The organism is Thermus scotoductus DSM 8553 (assembly GCF_000381045.1).
Classification (GTDB): Bacteria; Deinococcota; Deinococci; order Deinococcales; family Thermaceae; genus Thermus; species Thermus scotoductus.
Map to the genome: position 1 here is coordinate 29,076 of NZ_KB905731.1, position 14,873 is coordinate 43,948.

18 protein-coding genes are annotated in these 14,873 nt (G+C 66.0%); 9 read left to right on the top strand and 9 right to left on the bottom strand.

All coding sequences use genetic code 11. From position 1 onward, the window contains the following. The first annotated feature begins 57 nt into the window (after positions 1 to 57). The 4 genes from F604_RS0101635 to rplS are packed head-to-tail and all read left to right on the top strand — an operon-like array spanning position 58 to position 2,032. On the top strand, positions 58 to 276 hold the full coding sequence (locus F604_RS0101635) for a KH domain-containing protein (protein ID WP_015717278.1): 219 nt from the start codon (positions 58 to 60) through the stop codon (positions 274 to 276). 31 nt (positions 277 to 307) lie between these two features. After that, the gene (gene rimM / locus F604_RS0101640) at positions 308 to 796 is read left to right on the top strand and encodes a ribosome maturation factor RimM (protein ID WP_019550148.1); all 489 of its coding nucleotides are present in this window, start codon (positions 308 to 310) and stop codon (positions 794 to 796) included. After that, on the top strand, positions 797 to 1,516 hold the full coding sequence (gene trmD, locus F604_RS0101645) for a tRNA (guanosine(37)-N1)-methyltransferase TrmD (protein WP_019550149.1): 720 nt from the start codon (positions 797 to 799) through the stop codon (positions 1,514 to 1,516). A 54-nt stretch (positions 1,517 to 1,570) separates the two neighbouring features. Then, on the top strand, positions 1,571 to 2,032 hold the full coding sequence (gene rplS, locus F604_RS0101650; protein ID WP_015717275.1) for a 50S ribosomal protein L19: 462 nt from the start codon (positions 1,571 to 1,573) through the stop codon (positions 2,030 to 2,032). A gap of 39 nt (positions 2,033 to 2,071) precedes the next feature. On the opposite strand, the gene F604_RS0101655 is transcribed toward rplS, so the two are convergent. Next, on the bottom strand, positions 2,072 to 2,692 hold the full coding sequence (locus F604_RS0101655) for a response regulator (protein ID WP_019550150.1): 621 nt from the start codon (positions 2,690 to 2,692) through the stop codon (positions 2,072 to 2,074). Positions 2,693 to 2,735: 43 nt separating this feature from the next. On the opposite strand from F604_RS0101655, the gene sdaAA reads away from it, so the two are divergent. Beyond that, the gene (sdaAA, locus tag F604_RS0101660) at positions 2,736 to 3,599 is read left to right on the top strand and encodes an L-serine ammonia-lyase, iron-sulfur-dependent, subunit alpha (protein WP_015717273.1); all 864 of its coding nucleotides are present in this window, start codon (positions 2,736 to 2,738) and stop codon (positions 3,597 to 3,599) included. Position 3,600: 1 nt separating this feature from the next. Here sdaAA and F604_RS0101665 read toward each other — a convergent pair whose 3' ends face one another. Continuing rightward, complete coding sequence (locus F604_RS0101665; protein WP_019550151.1) at positions 3,601 to 4,458, bottom strand: sulfurtransferase; 858 nt, start codon at positions 4,456 to 4,458, stop codon at positions 3,601 to 3,603. Between the two features lie 258 nt (positions 4,459 to 4,716). Here F604_RS0101665 and F604_RS0101670 point away from each other — a divergent pair, with 258 nt between their 5' ends. Then, a complete protein-coding gene (locus F604_RS0101670) occupies positions 4,717 to 5,397 on the top strand; it encodes a zinc metallopeptidase (RefSeq protein ID WP_019550152.1) in 681 nt (226 codons plus the stop codon). After that, entirely contained in the window at positions 5,398 to 5,646 is a 249-nt protein-coding gene (locus F604_RS0101675) for a TFIIB-type zinc ribbon-containing protein (RefSeq protein ID WP_015717260.1), read from the top strand. 82 nt (positions 5,647 to 5,728) lie between these two features. Here the strand turns inward: F604_RS0101675 and F604_RS0101680 are convergent, their stop codons facing one another. Genes F604_RS0101680 through F604_RS0101710 form a run of 7 tightly spaced genes read right to left on the bottom strand, consistent with a single transcriptional unit; the run spans position 5,729 to position 12,509 of the window. Next, positions 5,729 to 6,055, bottom strand: a complete 327-nt coding sequence (locus F604_RS0101680) for a nucleoside triphosphate pyrophosphohydrolase family protein (protein WP_019550153.1) — start codon at positions 6,053 to 6,055, stop codon at positions 5,729 to 5,731. After that, positions 6,042 to 9,074, bottom strand: coding sequence for an AAA family ATPase (locus F604_RS0101685; protein ID WP_019550154.1), 3,033 nt, complete (start codon positions 9,072 to 9,074; stop codon positions 6,042 to 6,044). Before F604_RS0101685 ends, F604_RS0101680 begins: the two co-directional genes overlap by 14 nt. Further along, positions 9,071 to 9,568 carry a GerMN domain-containing protein gene (locus tag F604_RS0101690; RefSeq protein WP_019550155.1) on the bottom strand — a complete coding sequence of 166 codons (498 nt, stop codon included), beginning with the start codon at positions 9,566 to 9,568 and terminating at the stop codon, positions 9,071 to 9,073. The genes F604_RS0101685 and F604_RS0101690 overlap by 4 nt, the downstream gene beginning before the upstream one ends. 2 nt (positions 9,569 to 9,570) lie before the next feature. Then, complete coding sequence (locus tag F604_RS0101695; RefSeq protein ID WP_019550156.1) at positions 9,571 to 10,716, bottom strand: N-acetylmuramoyl-L-alanine amidase family protein; 1,146 nt, start codon at positions 10,714 to 10,716, stop codon at positions 9,571 to 9,573. Beyond that, the gene (gene smpB / locus F604_RS0101700) at positions 10,713 to 11,147 is read right to left on the bottom strand and encodes an SsrA-binding protein SmpB (protein WP_019550157.1); all 435 of its coding nucleotides are present in this window, start codon (positions 11,145 to 11,147) and stop codon (positions 10,713 to 10,715) included. Before smpB ends, F604_RS0101695 begins: the two co-directional genes overlap by 4 nt. Before the next feature lie 47 nt (positions 11,148 to 11,194). After that, positions 11,195 to 11,902 (bottom strand): carbon-nitrogen hydrolase family protein, encoded by a 708-nt coding sequence (locus tag F604_RS0101705; protein ID WP_019550158.1) that lies wholly within the window; start codon positions 11,900 to 11,902, stop codon positions 11,195 to 11,197. Between the two features lies 1 nt (position 11,903). Beyond that, the gene (locus F604_RS0101710; RefSeq protein WP_019550159.1) at positions 11,904 to 12,509 is read right to left on the bottom strand and encodes a biotin transporter BioY; all 606 of its coding nucleotides are present in this window, start codon (positions 12,507 to 12,509) and stop codon (positions 11,904 to 11,906) included. Positions 12,510 to 12,699: 190 nt separating this feature from the next. On the opposite strand from F604_RS0101710, the gene gap reads away from it, so the two are divergent. Continuing rightward, a complete protein-coding gene (gap, locus tag F604_RS0101715; RefSeq protein ID WP_019550160.1) occupies positions 12,700 to 13,695 on the top strand; it encodes a type I glyceraldehyde-3-phosphate dehydrogenase in 996 nt (331 codons plus the stop codon). Then, positions 13,696 to 14,865: a phosphoglycerate kinase gene (locus tag F604_RS0101720; RefSeq protein ID WP_019550161.1), complete on the top strand. Its 1,170-nt coding sequence runs from the start codon at positions 13,696 to 13,698 to the stop codon at positions 14,863 to 14,865. Positions 14,866 to 14,873: the final 8 nt, after the last annotated feature.

A 14,873-nucleotide genomic window follows, 5' to 3' on the forward strand; every position in this document is an offset into this window, starting at 1 on the left:
GCCCCTGAGGGCGCCGGTGGGTGTACCCACCCGGCGCCTTTGCCTTAACATGAGGCCATGAAGGACTTGGTGGAGTATTTGGCCAAGAGCGTGGTGGACCAGCCGGAGCGGGTTCGGGTGCAGGAAAGGCGTACCCGGGAAGGTCCCCTTTACGTGGTGGAGGTGGCCCCTGAGGATAAGGGTCGGCTCATCGGCAAGCAGGGCCGGGTCATTGAGTCCATCCGCACCCTGGTAAGGGCCTACGCCAAGCGCAAGGTGGGGGTGGAGGTGCGCTAGGCCCGCGGGGCTTTGGCATAATGGATTAGGGATGCGCCTGGTGGAAATCGGTCGGTTCGGTGCCCCCTATGCCCTACGCGGGGGTCTGAAGTTCCGGGGTGAGCCGGTGGTGGCTCACCTGGAGCGGGTCTACGTGGAAGGGCATGGCTGGCGGGCGGTGGAGGATCTCTACCAGGTGGGGGATGACCTGGTGGTTCACCTGGCGGGGGTTTCCAGCCGGGAGCTGGCCGAGCCATTGGTGGGCCTCCGGGTGTATGCCGAGGTGGAGGAACTTCCCCCCCTCGAGGAGGGCCGGTACTATTACTTTGCCCTGATTGGCCTACCCGTTTACGTGGGGGGCTTGAAGATGGGGGAGGTGGTGGACATCCTGGACGCAGGAGCCCAGGATGTCCTGGTGATCAAGGGCGTGGGGGAAAGGCTTCGCGACCAGACGGAACGCCTGGTACCCCTGCAGGCGCCCTACGTGCGGGTGGAGGAGGAGGGCATCCACGTGGAGCCCATCCCCGGCCTCTTTGACTGAATGCGCTACACTATCCTCACCCTTTTCCCCGGTCTCATACGCCCCTGGCTTTCGGAATCCCTCCTGAAGAAGGCCCAGGAGCGGGGTCTCATCCAGGTGGAGGTGGTGGACCTCAGGGCCTATGGCCTGGGGCGGCACCGCACCGTGGACGACACTCCCTATGGCGGCGGGGCGGGAATGGTGATCCGCCCGGATGTGGCGGTGGCGGCCTTGGAGGCCGTTTTGCCTGCGGATGAGGTGATCCTCCTTTCCCCGGCGGGGGAACCCTTCACCCAGCGGGTGGCGGAGGAGCTGGCCCAAAGGGATCACCTGGTCCTTCTTTCCGGGCGCTACGAGGGGTTTGACGCCCGGGTGGAGGCCTTTGTGACCCGCTCCCTTTCCATCGGGGACTACGTGCTCATGGGGGGGGAGGTGGCGGCCTTGGCGGTGCTGGAGGCCACTGCCCGGCTTATTCCGGGGGTGATCGGGGATCCGGAAAGCCACCGGAGGGATTCCTTTGTCCGCGGGCTCCTGGACCACCCCCACTACACCCGTCCCCCGGAGTTCCGCGGGCTTCGGGTGCCGGAGGTTCTCCTTTCGGGAAACCACCCGGAGGTGGACCGCTGGCGCAGGCAGGAAGCCCTGAGGAAGACCCTTTCCGTGAGGCCAGAGCTGGTGCGGGAGGCCAGGCTTGGGCCCCTCGAGGTGGCCTGGCTTGCGGAAATGGACCGCGAGGGCTAGACTTAGGTCTGTTGCCCATGAACCCCTCGGGGTTCCTCTGGGAGGGAGGAGAACATGAACCGAGGAGCGCTGCTTAAGGTAGTGGAGGCCAAGTATACCCGCACCGATCTCCCGGAGTTCCGGCCCGGCGACACCGTGCGGGTGGCCTACCGGGTAAAGGAAGGCAACCGCACCCGGGTGCAGAACTTTGAGGGCATCGTCATCAAGATCAAGCGGAACGGGTACAACACCAGCTTCACCGTGCGTAAGGTGAGCTACGGCGTGGGGGTGGAGCGCATCTTCCCCCTGAACTCCCCCCTCATCGAGAAGATCGAGATCGTCCAGCGGGGCCGGGCCCGGCGGGCCAAGCTCTACTTCATCCGCGAGCTTTCCGAAAGGGAGATCCGCCGCAAGCTCCGCGCCGACCGCAAGCGCATCGGCCAGGACCAGGAAAGGGCCCGGGTGGCCAAGGAGGAGGCGGAAGCTGCCCAGGGCGCTACAGAGGCGGCTTCCGAAGGGGAACCCTCCGCCGAGTAAACCGGGGGCTATGGGAAGGGTGGGCTTGCCTGCCCTTCCTTATTTCTTCGCCAGGAATCCCAGGGACCTTGCCTTTTCCAGGGCTTCCACCCGGTTTCGGGCCAGAAGCTTGCCGTAGAGGCTTTCCAGGTGGTCCTTCACCGTGTCCGGGGAAAGGCCCAGGGCCTTGGCCATCTCCTTCACGGAAAGCCCCTGGGCCAGGAGGCGGAGGACTTCCTCCTCCCTCGAGGTGAGGCTGGGCAGGTCGGGGGGCTTCAGTTTTTCCTCCCCCTGGGCCACGCGGAGAAGGCGCCTTTTGAGCTCGGGAGCGGAGAGCTCCTTGGAAAAGTAGGCGTCAGCCCCGGCCAAAAACGCTTCCCGCACCAGGGCGGGCTCCTGGTAGGTGGTGAGGAGGGCGACGAGACCGGAATACCCCTTCTTCCGGAGCATTCGGGTGCACTCTAGCCCATCCAATACGGGCATCCTCAGGTCCAGGAGGACTGCCTCCGGGTTCAGGGCCAGGGTCTTTTCCAAGGCCTCCTTTCCATCCTGGGCCTCGGCCACCACCACGAGCCCTTCCCCCTCGAGGCCCGCCCTAAGCCCCAGGCGGAAGAGGGGGTGGTCGTCGGCGATCAGCACGCGGAGGCGGGATCCAGGGTTGCCCATCCTGGCTCTTAGCATAGGCCTGCGGTGTAAAAACGAGGCCAAAGCCTATACTTAAGCTATGCCCTTGACCCTGAACGACCTTGCCGCCCTTCCTGGCCGGGCGTCGGAGGCCCTGCTCCGCGAGGAGGTGGAGGAAACCGGGCTGGCTCCCGAGACCATCCTGGATAAGCTTCGGGAGCGCCTTGGCATCATGCGGGATTCCATCCGGAGGGGTCTCGCCTCGGATGCCCCCAGCGTGGCGGGAATGGTGGGGAAGAATGCCAAGACCTTGTGGGAAGCCCCGGATCCCTTGCGGGATCCGCTTCTAAAGCGGGTCCAGGCCTACGCCATGGCGGTCAACGAGGAAAATGCCCGCATGGGTCGGATTGTGGCGGCTCCCACGGCGGGTAGCGCTGGGACGCTTCCCGGGGCCTTGCTGGGAGTGGCGGATCACCTGGGCATCCCCGATGAGGACCTCCTCATGCCCATGGTCCTGGCCGCCGGGGTGGCCAAGATCATCAACCGCCAGATCTACATCGCCGGGGCCAGCGGGGGGTGCCAGGCGGAAATCGGCTCCTCGGCGGCCATGGCGGCAGCCGCCGTTACCGAGCTTCTCGGGGGGAGTGCGGAGGCCTCTGCCCATGCGGCGGCCTTGGCCCTGCAGAACACCCTGGGCCTGGTTTGCGATCCCGTGGGGGGGTTTGTGGAGGTGCCCTGCGTGATGCGCAATGGTTTTTATGCGGTGCATGCGGTGAGCGCCGCCTCCATGGCCTTAGCGGGGATAAGGAGCGTGATCCCCCCCGACGAGGTGATCCTGGCCATGGCGGGCATCGGCCGCCTTCTGCCCTTGGAGCTCAAGGAAACAGGCCTGGGGGGGTTGGCGGACACCCCCACGGGGCGTCGGCTGGCCGCCCAGGCCCTGGGGGAGGCTTCCGAGGATTGAGCTATTCCTCCCCTTTGGCTACCGGAACCCCCACCAGGTTGCCCCACTCCGTCCAGGAGCCGTCGTAGTTCTTCACGTGGGGATAGCCGAGGAGGTACTTGAGGACAAACCAGGAGTGGCTGGAGCGCTCGGCGATGCGGCAGTAGACCACCACGTCCTTGTCCGGGGTAATGTCCAGGGGCTCGTAGAGGGCCCTTAGCTCCTCCGCGGACTTGAAGGTGCCGTCCGGGTTCACCGCCTTGGCCCAGGGGATGTTTTTGGCCCCGGGGATGTGGCCGGCCCGCAGGGCGCCCTCCTGAGGGTAGTTGGGCATGTGGGTGAGCTCCCCCCGGTACTCCTCGGGGCTCCGCACGTCCACCAGGGCACCCCTGCCCTCCTTAACCTTGAGGATGTGCTTGAGGACCTCATCCCGGTAGGCGCGGATGGACTCGTCCCGGTAGGGTACCCGGTAGCTCCCCTTGGGGTAGGTGGGAACCTCGGTGGAAAGGGGACGGCCTTCCTCCACCCACTTTTGCCGCCCCCCGTTCATGAGGCGCACGTCCTGGTGGCCGTTATATTTGAAGAACCAGAAGGCGTAGGCGGCCCACCAGTTGTTCTTGTCCCCGTAAAGGACCACGGTGGTGTCGTTGGAGATCCCAAGCCTTTCCATGAGGTTGGCAAACCCCTCCTCGTCCACAAAGTCCCGCACCACTGGATCCCAGAAATCCCGTTGCCAGTCCACCTTCTGTGCCCCGGGAATGTGGCCGGTTTCGTAAAGCAGGATGTCCTCGTCCACCTCGAGGATCCTCACCTTGGGATCCTCCAGGTGCTCCTGGACCCAGTCCGTGCTCACCAGAACCTCGGGATGCGCGTAGCCCATACCTCACCTCCCACCCACAGGATACCCTTGAGCGAGTGAGAGTAAAGAGGGTCCGTGCACATTCCCGCCCCGCTCCTTGCCAGAAAGGGCCGAGTCTGGTATAACGGGAACTGCGGGGAGTAGCCGCCCCTTGTGGGGCCAGCCGGTCGTCAGTACGGGAGCAATCCCCGGTCGGCTGGGGCGCCTGAGGGCGCATGGCGAGACCACCTGTATGGGTGGCCTCGGTTTTTGCTACTCCTCGGAAGGAGGTGGACGGGAATGGACATACTGGCGCTCTTGCTCATGGGGTTGGTCTTCGTGGCCAGCCTGGTGATTCAAGGCGGTCTTCAGGCTACCTTCGCCCGATTCAGCCGGGTGGCCAACAGCCGGGGGCTTACGGGGGCTGAGGTGGCCCGGGCCATCCTGGATGCCCATGGCCTCACCCACGTCCGGGTGGAGCCGGTGCCCGGGGCCCTCACGGACCACTACGATCCTCACGCCAAGGCGGTGCGGCTTTCCGAGCCCAACTACGCCTCGCCCAGCCTGGCGGCCCTGGCGGTGGCCGCCCACGAGGTGGGGCATGCGGTCCAGGATGCCCATGGCTACACCTGGCTTCGGGTGCGGGCCAGCCTGTGGCCAGCGGCCAGCCTGGGCACTAACCTGGGCCCGATCCTGGTGGTGGGCGGGTTGATGCTGGGGGCCATTGGTTTGGCTAAGCTTGGGCTTTACCTCTACCTGGCGGTGGCCCTATTCCAGCTGGTGACCCTCCCCGTGGAGTTCGACGCCTCCAGGCGGGCCCTGGAGTTCCTGCGGCGTATGGGCTTCCTCTCCCGAGAGGAGATGGCCCCTGCCCAAAAGGTGCTCACCTGGGCAGCCCTCACCTACGTGGCTGCCTTGGCCAGCTCCTTGGCCACCATCCTCTACTACGCCAGCCTCCTCATGGGCCGGAGGGAGGAGTAGATGCCCCTTCTCCTTTGCCCAAGCTGCCAGGTGGGCATGAAGGAGGTGGAAAGGCGGGGGGTCCTCATCGACGTCTGCCCCCAGTGCGGGGGGGTGTGGCTGGATAGGGGGGAGCTGGAAAAACTCCTGGCGGAGGCCAAGGAGGTGGACCGGGCCTACGAGGAGGAGCGGGAGGCGTACTTCCGAAAGGAGGGGAAGCCCTACCGCAAGAAAAAGGGCTTCTTGGAAATCTTCGACCTCTTTGACTAGGCCTGAAGGCCAATCCCCCGGGGACCCTACCCCGGGGGATTGAGGTCTTCCCTTTCTTCGCGCAGGGGTCGGCGCCCTTGCGCTAGCGATTATCCCCCGAGCCCCTCAGTTTCCCCCGTTCCAGGCGGGAGCGAAGCTTGGCCAGGTTGCCTTGAGCCACCTCCTCCAGGCCCACCCCCAGGTCGGTGGCCAGCTGGGCCACATACCAAAGCACATCCCCGAGCTCTGCCACCAGATCCTCCCGGGCGGCCTGGCTGAGGTTTCCTCCATGGTCCCGGAGGATTTTCTTTACCTTGTTGGCCAGTTCCCCAGCTTCCCCCGCCAGGCCCAGGGTGGGGTAAAGAAGCCGGTAGGCTTCGGGGTAAAGGGCGGTTTTCTGGGCCTCCTGCTGGTACTCATTTAGGGTCATGGCTAGCCTCCTTGCGGATGGAGAACACCCGGCTCACGCCCCCTTGGGCGGTGACCCCATAGAGGGCGTGGCAGGCTTCCATGGTGCGCTTCTGATGGGTGACCAGGATGAACTGCTTGCCTGAGTTGAGGAAGCGGGTGAAGCGGACGAGGTTGGCCTCGTCAAGGGCGGCGTCCACCTCATCCAGCACGGCCAAGGGAAGGCCACCCTGGAGTTCACCCAGGGAGAAGAGGAAGGCGAGGGCTCCCAGGGTCTTTTCCCCCAGGGAGAGGAGGCGGAGGTCCTGGGTGCGCTTTCCCGCCGGAATCACCACCAGCTTTAGCCCCTGCCCTTCCCGCTTCACCTCGGCCCGGGCCCCGAGGAGGGCTAGGGCGTATTTTTGAAAGGCATTTTGGAAAACCTGGTAGCTTTCCTTCAGCCTCTCCCCGTAGGCTTTTTCCACAGCCTTGGCCTCGGCCTCGAGGCGAAGGAGGGCTTCCGTGGCCTCCTGCACCTCTTTGGCCTGGGCCTCGAGGCGGGCTTCCAACTCCATTAGCTCCCTTTCCGCCAGGGCGTTTACGGGTCCCAAGGCTGCCCGTTCCCGCTCCACCTGGGCCAGCCTGGCCTGGAGGGCCCTGGGGGTGCCGGGTAGGCGGTCTAGCGGGGGGAAGGAGGCCCTCTCCCGGCCCAGTTCCTCCAGGAGGGCTTCCCTGCGGGCCAGGAGCAGGCGGAGGTTTTCCCGCTCGCTCAAGAGGCTGTTGGCCCGGGTGAGGGCCCGGGTTTGCTGGTCCTCAAGGTTTGTCCTTTCCGCCCGCACGGCCTTAAGGCGTTCCTCTAGTTCCTGGGCCTTGGCCAGAAGGGGCTGGGTGGCGGCGAGTTTGGCCTTCAGTTCCTCCATCCTGGCCTGGGTGCGGCGCACTTCCTCCTGGGATGCCGCCCAAGCCTCCCGGGCCTGGGAGAGGAGGCGCCAGCGCTCGTGGGCCTCCGCCTGGGCCAGGATTCCTTCCAGCTCCTCTCTTTCCTTCTCCAGGGCCAGAAGCCGGGCCTCCTCCCAGGTTTCCTGAGGCGGTGTGGGGGGTTGGGGAGGCGGGGGTAGGGGGGAGCGAAGCCTGGCTTGCAGGGCTCCCACCTGGGCCCGGGCTTCCTCCAGTCGGCGATGGGGAAGAAGGGAGGCCAGGGCTTCCTCCAGGGCTTTGATCTCCCTGGCGAGCTGCTCCTGCTCGGTTTCCAGGTCCCCCAGGCGCCGCCTTAAGAGGAGGGTTTCCCCACCTCCCTTTAGGCGCCCACCGGATAGGGCTCCCAGGCGCTCCAGCACCTCGCCTTCTAGGGTGACCACCCTTTCCCGGCCCGAAGCCCTTCGGTACGCCAGGGCTGCATCCAGGTCGGCGAAGATCAGGGTATCCCCCAAGAGGGCCAGGAGGATTTTCTCCTCGGGCAGGCCCGACTGCCGGAGCCGGGCCAGGCGGAAGGCAGGTCCCAGGAGGCCGGGCACGGGAGGGGGAGAGGGAGGAGGTGGCGGGGACAGAAGGGTTAGGGGCAGGAAGGTGGCCCGGCCCCCTTCCCGTTTCAGGAGGGCGATGGCGGCCTTGGCGGCCTCCTCGTCCTGGGTGAGGACCCATTGGAGCCGGGGGCCCAGGGCCACCTCCAGGGCCAGCTCCAGCCCCGCTTCGGGCTGCACCAGGTCCGCCACCACCCCCAGCACCCCAGGAAGCTTCCGCACCTTTCGGGGTCCCTCGTGCAGGTCGCTGCCAGCCTCCAGAAGCCGCCTGAGCCGCTCGGCCTCCCTGAGGGCTCCCTGGGCCTGGGCGCGCAGTTCGGCGAGGCGGGTTTCCAACCGCTTCCGTTCGGCCATTTTCCCCTCGAGGTCCCGAAGTTCCTCAAGCCTTTGGGCAAGCTCCTCCTCCAAGCGGGTGCGTTCCGCCAGGGCTTCCTGGTAGGCCTTCAGGCGTTCCTCGTAGCGGGCGGTTTCCGTCAGGTACCGGCGGAAGGCTTCCTCGTGGCGCTTTTTGGCGGCCAGCAGGCGGGCTTCTTCCGCTTTCAAATGCCTAAGCTGGGTGCGAAGATCCTCGAGGGGCCGGGGGGGAGGGGGTATTGGGGGGCCAGGGTCTTCAGGTGGGGGACGGTCCAGGGCCCTTTGCAACCGGGCGAGTTCCTTAAGCTCCCGCTCGAAGCCCTCCCGCTCCTTTAGGCGCAGGCGCACCGCTTCCAGCTCCTGGCGCAGGGATTCCTCTTCGCGGGCCAGGGCCAGGCGCCTTTGCTCCAGGGCTTGGCGCTCCCTCTCTAGGGTTTCCTCCTCCCTGGCCAGGGCCTTAAGCCGCTCCTCGGCCCTCGCCATCTCGGCCTGGGCTTCCTCCATGCGGGCTTCCAGGAGGCTTACCTTGAGGGCCAGGGCCTCGAGGTCCAGGGCCTGGGCCTGCCTGGCCCGCTTTGCTTCCCCTCTAAGCCGTTCTGCCTGGGCCTTAAGCTCCTGGAGTTCCCGCTCGCGTTCTTCCAGAAGGCGGCTTGCCTCTTGCAGCTCCTTCTCCGCCACCCGGGCGGCTTCCGCCACCGGCCTCAGCCCGGCGGCCTCCTCGAGGTGGGCCAGCAGGACTTCCTCGGGGGCTTCCAGGAGGGCGGCCACCTCCCCCTGGCCCACGATGGCGTACCCTCCTCGGCCGAGGCCCGTGCCCGCAAGGTGGAGGGCCAGGGCCTTGGCGCTTAAGGGGCGACCGTTCACCCGAAAGAGGGAGCGGTCCCCTTCGATGCGCCGTTCCACGGTAAGCCTTTCCCTTCCCCGAGAAAGCTCCAGGCGGACCTCCGCCATGGCCTGGGGCGGGCGGCCCTCGCCCCCATGGAAGAGAAAGGTGCCCAGTTCCTGCCCGCGTAGCTCATGGGCGCGGGCTCCGGTCACGAAGCGCAAGGCCTCCACCAGGTTGCTCTTGCCGGAGCCATTGGGCCCGATGATCCCGGTGATGGGGTCCGGGAAGTCCAAGGCGGTGCGCTCCGCAAAGGACTTGAACCCCTGGAGGACGAGGCGGTCGATGCGCCAGGTATCCCTCATGGCAGGCGGAAAGGCTGGCTTAGATCCAGATGGGCTAGGCCCGGCTTGGGTTCTCCCTCCACCAGGAAGCGCACCTCCTGGGCCTGGGGGAAGGTGGAAAGGAGGGTATAGGCCAGGCTGTAGAGGCGCAGGGCTTCCTGGCTGGTATCCAGACCCAGGGCAAAGTCGGCGGGAAGATCCACCACGAAAAGCTCGCCCAACCGGTAGAGGGCCCGGGGCTTGGGGGCTTGAAGGGCCTCGGCCCAGGCGGCCAGGACCTTGTTTTCCGGGGTATCCCCGGGGGCCAGCTCGAGGGTACGGGTTTCCTTCAGGAGGCCCTGGGGCGGGTTGGGTAGGTAGAGGAGCACGGGCAGGCTGCTTGCGGCCGAGGCTTCCTCCGAGGGCAAGGGCAGGGCGGATGAAGCCCGCCATCCCTGGCTTTGCCAGTAGACCAAGGCTCCCAAGGTGAAGAGGACGAGGCCAAGGAGGTTCCAGAAGGTCAAGAGTCGGCGCATGGCTACTCCAGATAGGTGCGGATGGCCTGGGCGATGGCCTCCGCCACCTGGTTGCGGGCCTCAGGGGTCTTCAACCGTTCCACTCCCACCTCCAGGACAACTCCCGCCCCGGGAATGTCGGTGAGGGCGTAAGGACCCTCCGCCCGGGCCAGCACGATGCCCAGGGCGGAAAAAGCCTTTTCCAGGGCCTCGGCCAGGCGCCGTGGGTCGCCGGCGTAGACCTTTAGCAAGGTGGCTTGCTCTGCCGGGGCTGAGGCCAGGAGGGCTTCGGCGTTTTGGGCTAAGGGGGTGGAGCGGGCCTTGGGCAGGTAGAGGTTCACCGCACTGCCCTGGGTGACATGGAGGGAAACCACCACCGAGGCTGCCTGGGCCAGGCTCAAGCGGGCCTCGAGGGGCACGGTTTCATCCCCTTGCCGGGAGACCCGGGCGTTGGGCAGGCGGGCGGCCACCCGCCTGGCTAGGTCGAGGGTGAGGTCCTTCTCCAAAAGCCCCCCTGCCGAGATGCCCGGGTCCTTCCCCCCGTGGCCGGGGTCCAGGAGGACCGTGGGCCTGGGTCTGGCTGGGGGGCTCCACTCCAGGATCACCTGGCCTCCTCCGGGGTAGTAAAGCCTAGTGGGTGGGGTTTCCAGGGTGAGGCGAAGTCCCCGGGCTTCCTGGCTGAGGCCCGCTCCTTCTCCCTGGGCCAGGAGGAAGAGGACGCTATTGCCCTCCACCAGGGCGTTCACCTCCCGGGAGAAGCGAAGGAGGATCTGGAGCGGCCTCCGCTCCACCCCCAAAAGCTTGGCCCAGGGCAGTTGGAGAAGGATGCCCTCCTGGGCCCGGTATTCCAGGCCCAAGGCCTCGCTTAACGGCCGCAAGGGTACGAAGACCTCCTGCCCCCGTTTCCAGCCGGCCCCCCGGGCGGCGGCCTGGGCCTCGTTTTCCACCAGGGGGAAAACCTTGTAGCGGCTTCCCAGGCCCAAGGCCAGTTGGTCCTGCCCCTGCCAGAGGGAAAGACCCAGCCCGCGGGCCACCAGGCGGGCTTCCCCATAGGCCAACCCCCGGCCTCCGGGGTAGATGGCCTGGCCCACCTCCCTCCCCACCGTGAGGGGTTTGGGTGCCTGGGCCAAGGCCGGAAGAAGCAAGAGGAGGATTCCCCAGGGCCTCATAGCTCCTCCAGGGCACGCCGGACCGCCTGCCGTTTGTCGTCGGCCTTCTTCTCGTACGCCTTCTTGCCCCGGCCAAGGCCCAGGAGCACCTTGGCGTAGCCCCGTTCATTGAAGTAGATCTTCAGAGGCACCAGGGTGAGGCCCTTCTGTTCCACCCTGCCCCTTAACCGGTTGAGCTCGTGGCGGTGAAGGAGAAGCTTGCGCTTTCTCCTGGGGTCCACGTTGGTGTAGGATCCCTTTTCATAGGGGGCGATGTAAAGGTTTTCCAGGTAAAGCTCGCCGTTTTCAAACTTGGCAAAGCTGCCCGTGAAATCCACCTTACCGGCGCGGAGGGACTTGACCTCGGTTCCCTTCAGGACGATCCCCGCCTCGTAGGTTTCCAGGATCTCGTAGTCGTGCCGTGCCCGGCGGTTCTCCAGCACGGAGGCCATCTTATACCACCCCACCCTGGCTTTCGCCAGGGTGGGGGCCCCGGCTATCAGAGGCGGTAGGCTTCTGGCCGCCGGTGGCGGAGGATGGGATACCGGGTGCGGTACGCCTCCAGGAAGGCAAAGTCCAGGTCAAAAAGCAGAAGCCCCTCCTCATCCTTAAGCCCCAAAAGGTGCCCGTCCGGGGCCACGGCGAAGGAGGGGCTTCCCGTGTCCGCCCGGTTGGCCAGGAGCAAATAGGCCTGGTTCTCTGCGGCTCGGGCCCGGGCCAGGACCAAGAGGAGCTCCCCGTATTCTCCGGGCCAGGCGGAGCCCACCAGAAACGCCTCCACCCCCATGAGGGCGTAGCTACGGAAAAGCTCGGGAAAGTCCAGGTCGTAGCAGAGGGCAAGCCCAAACCTGCGTCCCTGGAACTCCCACACCACGGGGCCTTCCCCGGGCTCAACGCCCTCGTCCCCTTCCTCCCCCAGGGCCAGAAAGGGATGCACCTTGTCGTAGAAGGGGCCCTGGGGGAAGACGCCAAGCCGGTTCCTTGGGCCTTGGGCCAGGTAGCCCGCCACCACCCTCATGCGGCTTTCCCCGGCCAGGGCCTCGAGGGCTTGGGAAAGGTCTTCTTCCCCTTGCCTCCCCAGGACCAGCTCGGGGAGGAGGAGGGCCAAGGCCCCCTCCTCCCGGGCCTGGTGCACCAGGGGGACGAGGATCTTTAAAAGCCTGGGTAGGCTCTCCTGCCTTCCAAGGTGGGCTAGGGCCAGCCGCACGCTAGCGCCTTCCCAGGACCTTCCAGGCGGAGGGCAGGACCAAGGCCGCCACCACCGCTTTCACCAGGTCCCCGGGGATGAAGGGGAAAAGCCCCATGGCCAAAAGGGCGCCGGTGCCCGCAAACTTGCCTGCCCCCATGAGCCAGGCGGCAAGCCAGGGAAGCCCCACCAGGTAGAGCAGGGCGTTGCCCGCCAGCATGGCCAAAAGGGTTCCCAGGAAGCTCCGGTCCAGGCCGAACCGCTCCACCAGTAGCCCCACCAAGCCTGCGGCCAGGGGGAAGGCCAGGAGGAAGCCCCCGGTGGGGCCGAGAATCTTGGCCAAGCCCCCTGTACCCCCAGCAAAGACGGGTAGGCCCATGGCTCCTTCCGCCAGGTAGGCCAAGAGGGACAGGAAGCCAAGGCGGCTTCCCAACGCTGCTCCCACCAGGAGGATCGCCAGGGTCTGGCCGGTGATGGGCACGGGGGTGAAGGGCAAAGGAATGCTGATCCGGGCGGCCAGGGCCACCAGGAGGCTACCCGCCAGGATCAGGGCCAGGTCCCGGGCCAGGGTGCGGTGGGGCCAGAGGGTTTTAACCAGGGGTGGATAGGGGAGAACCTCGGTTTTCATCGTTCGTACCTCCCGGACCACGCGGGGTGGTCGTCAACGAAAATACGCTTTTCGGGTTGACGGGTCAAGGGGAAAGTTCGCTTAAGCCAAGTGCGGTTGTTCACTTATGGAAGAGCCGCTATACTGAAGCCATGGCTCTTTACCCCGCCGGTACACCAAGGGGGGCAGGAGCCACGCTAGGAGGTAGGCTATGAAGGTAGGCATCAACGGATTCGGCAGAATCGGTCGCCAGGTTTTCCGTATTCTCCATGGGCGGGGCGTGGAGGTGGCCCTTATCAATGACCTGACGGACAACAAGACCCTGGCCCACCTGCTCAAGTACGATTCCATTTACCACCGCTTCCCCGGCGAGGTGGGTTACGATGACGAGAACATTTACGTGGACGGCAAGGCCATCCGGGCCACGGCTATAAAGGATCCCAAGGAGCTCCCCTGGGGGAGCCTGGGGGTGGACGTGGTGATAGAGTCCACCGGGGTCTTCACCGATGCCGACAAGGCCAAGGCCCACCTCGAGGCGGGAGCCAAGAAGGTGATCATCACCGCCCCGGCCAAGGGGGAGGACATCACCATCGTTATGGGGGTGAACCATGAGCAGTACGACCCCGCCCGGCACCACATCATCTCCAACGCCTCCTGCACCACCAACTCCCTGGCCCCGGTGATGAAGGTGTTGGAAGAAGCCTTTGGGGTGGAGAAGTCCCTCATGACCACCGTGCACTCCTACACCAACGACCAGCGAGTCCTGGACCTGCCTCACAAGGACCTGCGCCGGGCGAGGGCGGCGGCCATCAACATCATCCCCACCACCACCGGGGCCGCCAAGGCCACGGCCTTGGTGCTTCCTTCCCTGAAGGGCCGTTTCGACGGAAGTGCTTTGAGGGTGCCCACGGCCACGGGGAGCATCTCCGACATCACCGCCCTTCTCAAGCGGGAGGTGACTGCTGAAGAAGTGAACGCTGCCCTTAAGGCGGCGGCCGAGGGGCCCTTGAAGGGCATCCTGGCCTACACCGAGGACGAGATCGTCCTCCAGGACATCGTCATGGACCCCCACTCCTCCATCGTGGACGGGAAGCTCACCAAGGCCTTGGGCAACCTGGTCAAGGTCTTCGCCTGGTACGACAACGAGTGGGGCTACTCCAACCGGGTGGCGGACCTGGTGGAACTGGTGCTGAAGAGAGGGGCGTGAATGCGGACCCTGAAGGACCTGGATGCCCGGGGCAAGCGCATCCTGGTGCGGGTGGACTATAACGTCCCCATCAAGGAGGGGAAGGTTCAGGACGAAACCCGCATCCTGGAGAGCCTCCCCACCCTGCGCCACCTGTTGGACCAGGGGGCTTCCCTGGTCCTCCTTTCCCACCTGGGCCGGCCCAAGGGGGTGGACCCCAAGTACTCCCTGGCCCCGGTGGCGGAGGCTTTGGGCCGCTACCTTTCCGGCGTCCGCTTCGTGCCCCATAGCCCCGGTTCCGACCAGGCGCACCAGGCGGTTGAGGCCCTGGCCCCGGGGGAGGTGGCTCTCCTGGAAAACGTGCGCTTCGAGCCAGGGGAGGAGAAGAACGATCCCGATCTTGCCGCCCGCTACGCCCGGCTGGGGGAGGCCTTTGTTCTGGATGCCTTTGGCAGCGCCCACCGGGCCCATGCCAGCGTGGTGGGGGTGGCCAGGCTCCTCCCTTCCTTTGCGGGGTTCCTCATGGAGAAGGAGGTGAAGGCCCTCTCCCGCCTTCTTAGGGATCCGGAGAAGCCCTATGCGGTGGTCATCGGGGGGGCCAAGGTTTCCGACAAGATCGGGGTCATAGAAAACCTCCTTCCCCGCATAGACCGCCTTCTCATCGGCGGCGCCATGGCCTTCACCTTCATCAAGGCCCTTGGGGGCGAGGTGGGAAAGAGCCTGGTGGAGGAGGACCGGCTGGATCTGGCCAAGGACCTGCTTCGGCGGGCGGAATCCTTGGGAGTAAGGGTGCACCTGCCCGTGGATGTGGTGGCGGCCGAGCGGATCGAGGCTGGGGTGGAAACCCGCACCTTCCCTGCGGACGCCATTCCCGTGCCCTATATGGGCTTGGACATCGGGCCCAAGACCCAGGTGGCCTTCGCCGAGGCCTTGAAGGGGGCGAGAACAGTCTTCTGGAACGGGCCCATGGGGGTCTTTGAGGTGCCGCCCTTCGACCAGGGTACCCTGGCGGTGGGCCGGGCGGTGGCGGCCTTGGAAGGAGCCTTCACCGTGGTGGGAGGGGGCGACTCCGTGGCGGCGGTGAACCGCTTGGGCCTCAAGGAGCGCTTCAGCCACGTGTCCACCGGAGGGGGGGCGAGCCTCGAGTACCTGGAGAAAGGCACCCTCCCGGGGATTGAGGTCCTGGAGTAGGAAGACCT

Coding starts and splice junctions, on each gene's coding strand:
- F604_RS0101635 (WP_015717278.1), top strand. CDS start 58: ATGAAGGACTTGGTGGAGTATTTGGCCAAGAGCGTGGTGGACCAGCCG.
- rimM (WP_019550148.1), top strand. CDS start 308: ATGCGCCTGGTGGAAATCGGTCGGTTCGGTGCCCCCTATGCCCTACGC.
- trmD (WP_019550149.1), top strand. CDS start 797: ATGCGCTACACTATCCTCACCCTTTTCCCCGGTCTCATACGCCCCTGG.
- rplS (WP_015717275.1), top strand. CDS start 1,571: ATGAACCGAGGAGCGCTGCTTAAGGTAGTGGAGGCCAAGTATACCCGC.
- F604_RS0101655 (WP_019550150.1), bottom strand. CDS start 2,692: ATGCTAAGAGCCAGGATGGGCAACCCTGGATCCCGCCTCCGCGTGCTG.
- sdaAA (WP_015717273.1), top strand. CDS start 2,736: ATGCCCTTGACCCTGAACGACCTTGCCGCCCTTCCTGGCCGGGCGTCG.
- F604_RS0101665 (WP_019550151.1), bottom strand. CDS start 4,458: ATGGGCTACGCGCATCCCGAGGTTCTGGTGAGCACGGACTGGGTCCAG.
- F604_RS0101670 (WP_019550152.1), top strand. CDS start 4,717: ATGGACATACTGGCGCTCTTGCTCATGGGGTTGGTCTTCGTGGCCAGC.
- F604_RS0101675 (WP_015717260.1), top strand. CDS start 5,398: ATGCCCCTTCTCCTTTGCCCAAGCTGCCAGGTGGGCATGAAGGAGGTG.
- F604_RS0101680 (WP_019550153.1), bottom strand. CDS start 6,055: ATGACCCTAAATGAGTACCAGCAGGAGGCCCAGAAAACCGCCCTTTAC.
- F604_RS0101685 (WP_019550154.1), bottom strand. CDS start 9,074: ATGAGGGATACCTGGCGCATCGACCGCCTCGTCCTCCAGGGGTTCAAG.
- F604_RS0101690 (WP_019550155.1), bottom strand. CDS start 9,568: ATGCGCCGACTCTTGACCTTCTGGAACCTCCTTGGCCTCGTCCTCTTC.
- F604_RS0101695 (WP_019550156.1), bottom strand. CDS start 10,716: ATGAGGCCCTGGGGAATCCTCCTCTTGCTTCTTCCGGCCTTGGCCCAG.
- smpB (WP_019550157.1), bottom strand. CDS start 11,147: ATGGCCTCCGTGCTGGAGAACCGCCGGGCACGGCACGACTACGAGATC.
- F604_RS0101710 (WP_019550159.1), bottom strand. CDS start 12,509: ATGAAAACCGAGGTTCTCCCCTATCCACCCCTGGTTAAAACCCTCTGG.
- gap (WP_019550160.1), top strand. CDS start 12,700: ATGAAGGTAGGCATCAACGGATTCGGCAGAATCGGTCGCCAGGTTTTC.
- F604_RS0101720 (WP_019550161.1), top strand. CDS start 13,696: ATGCGGACCCTGAAGGACCTGGATGCCCGGGGCAAGCGCATCCTGGTG.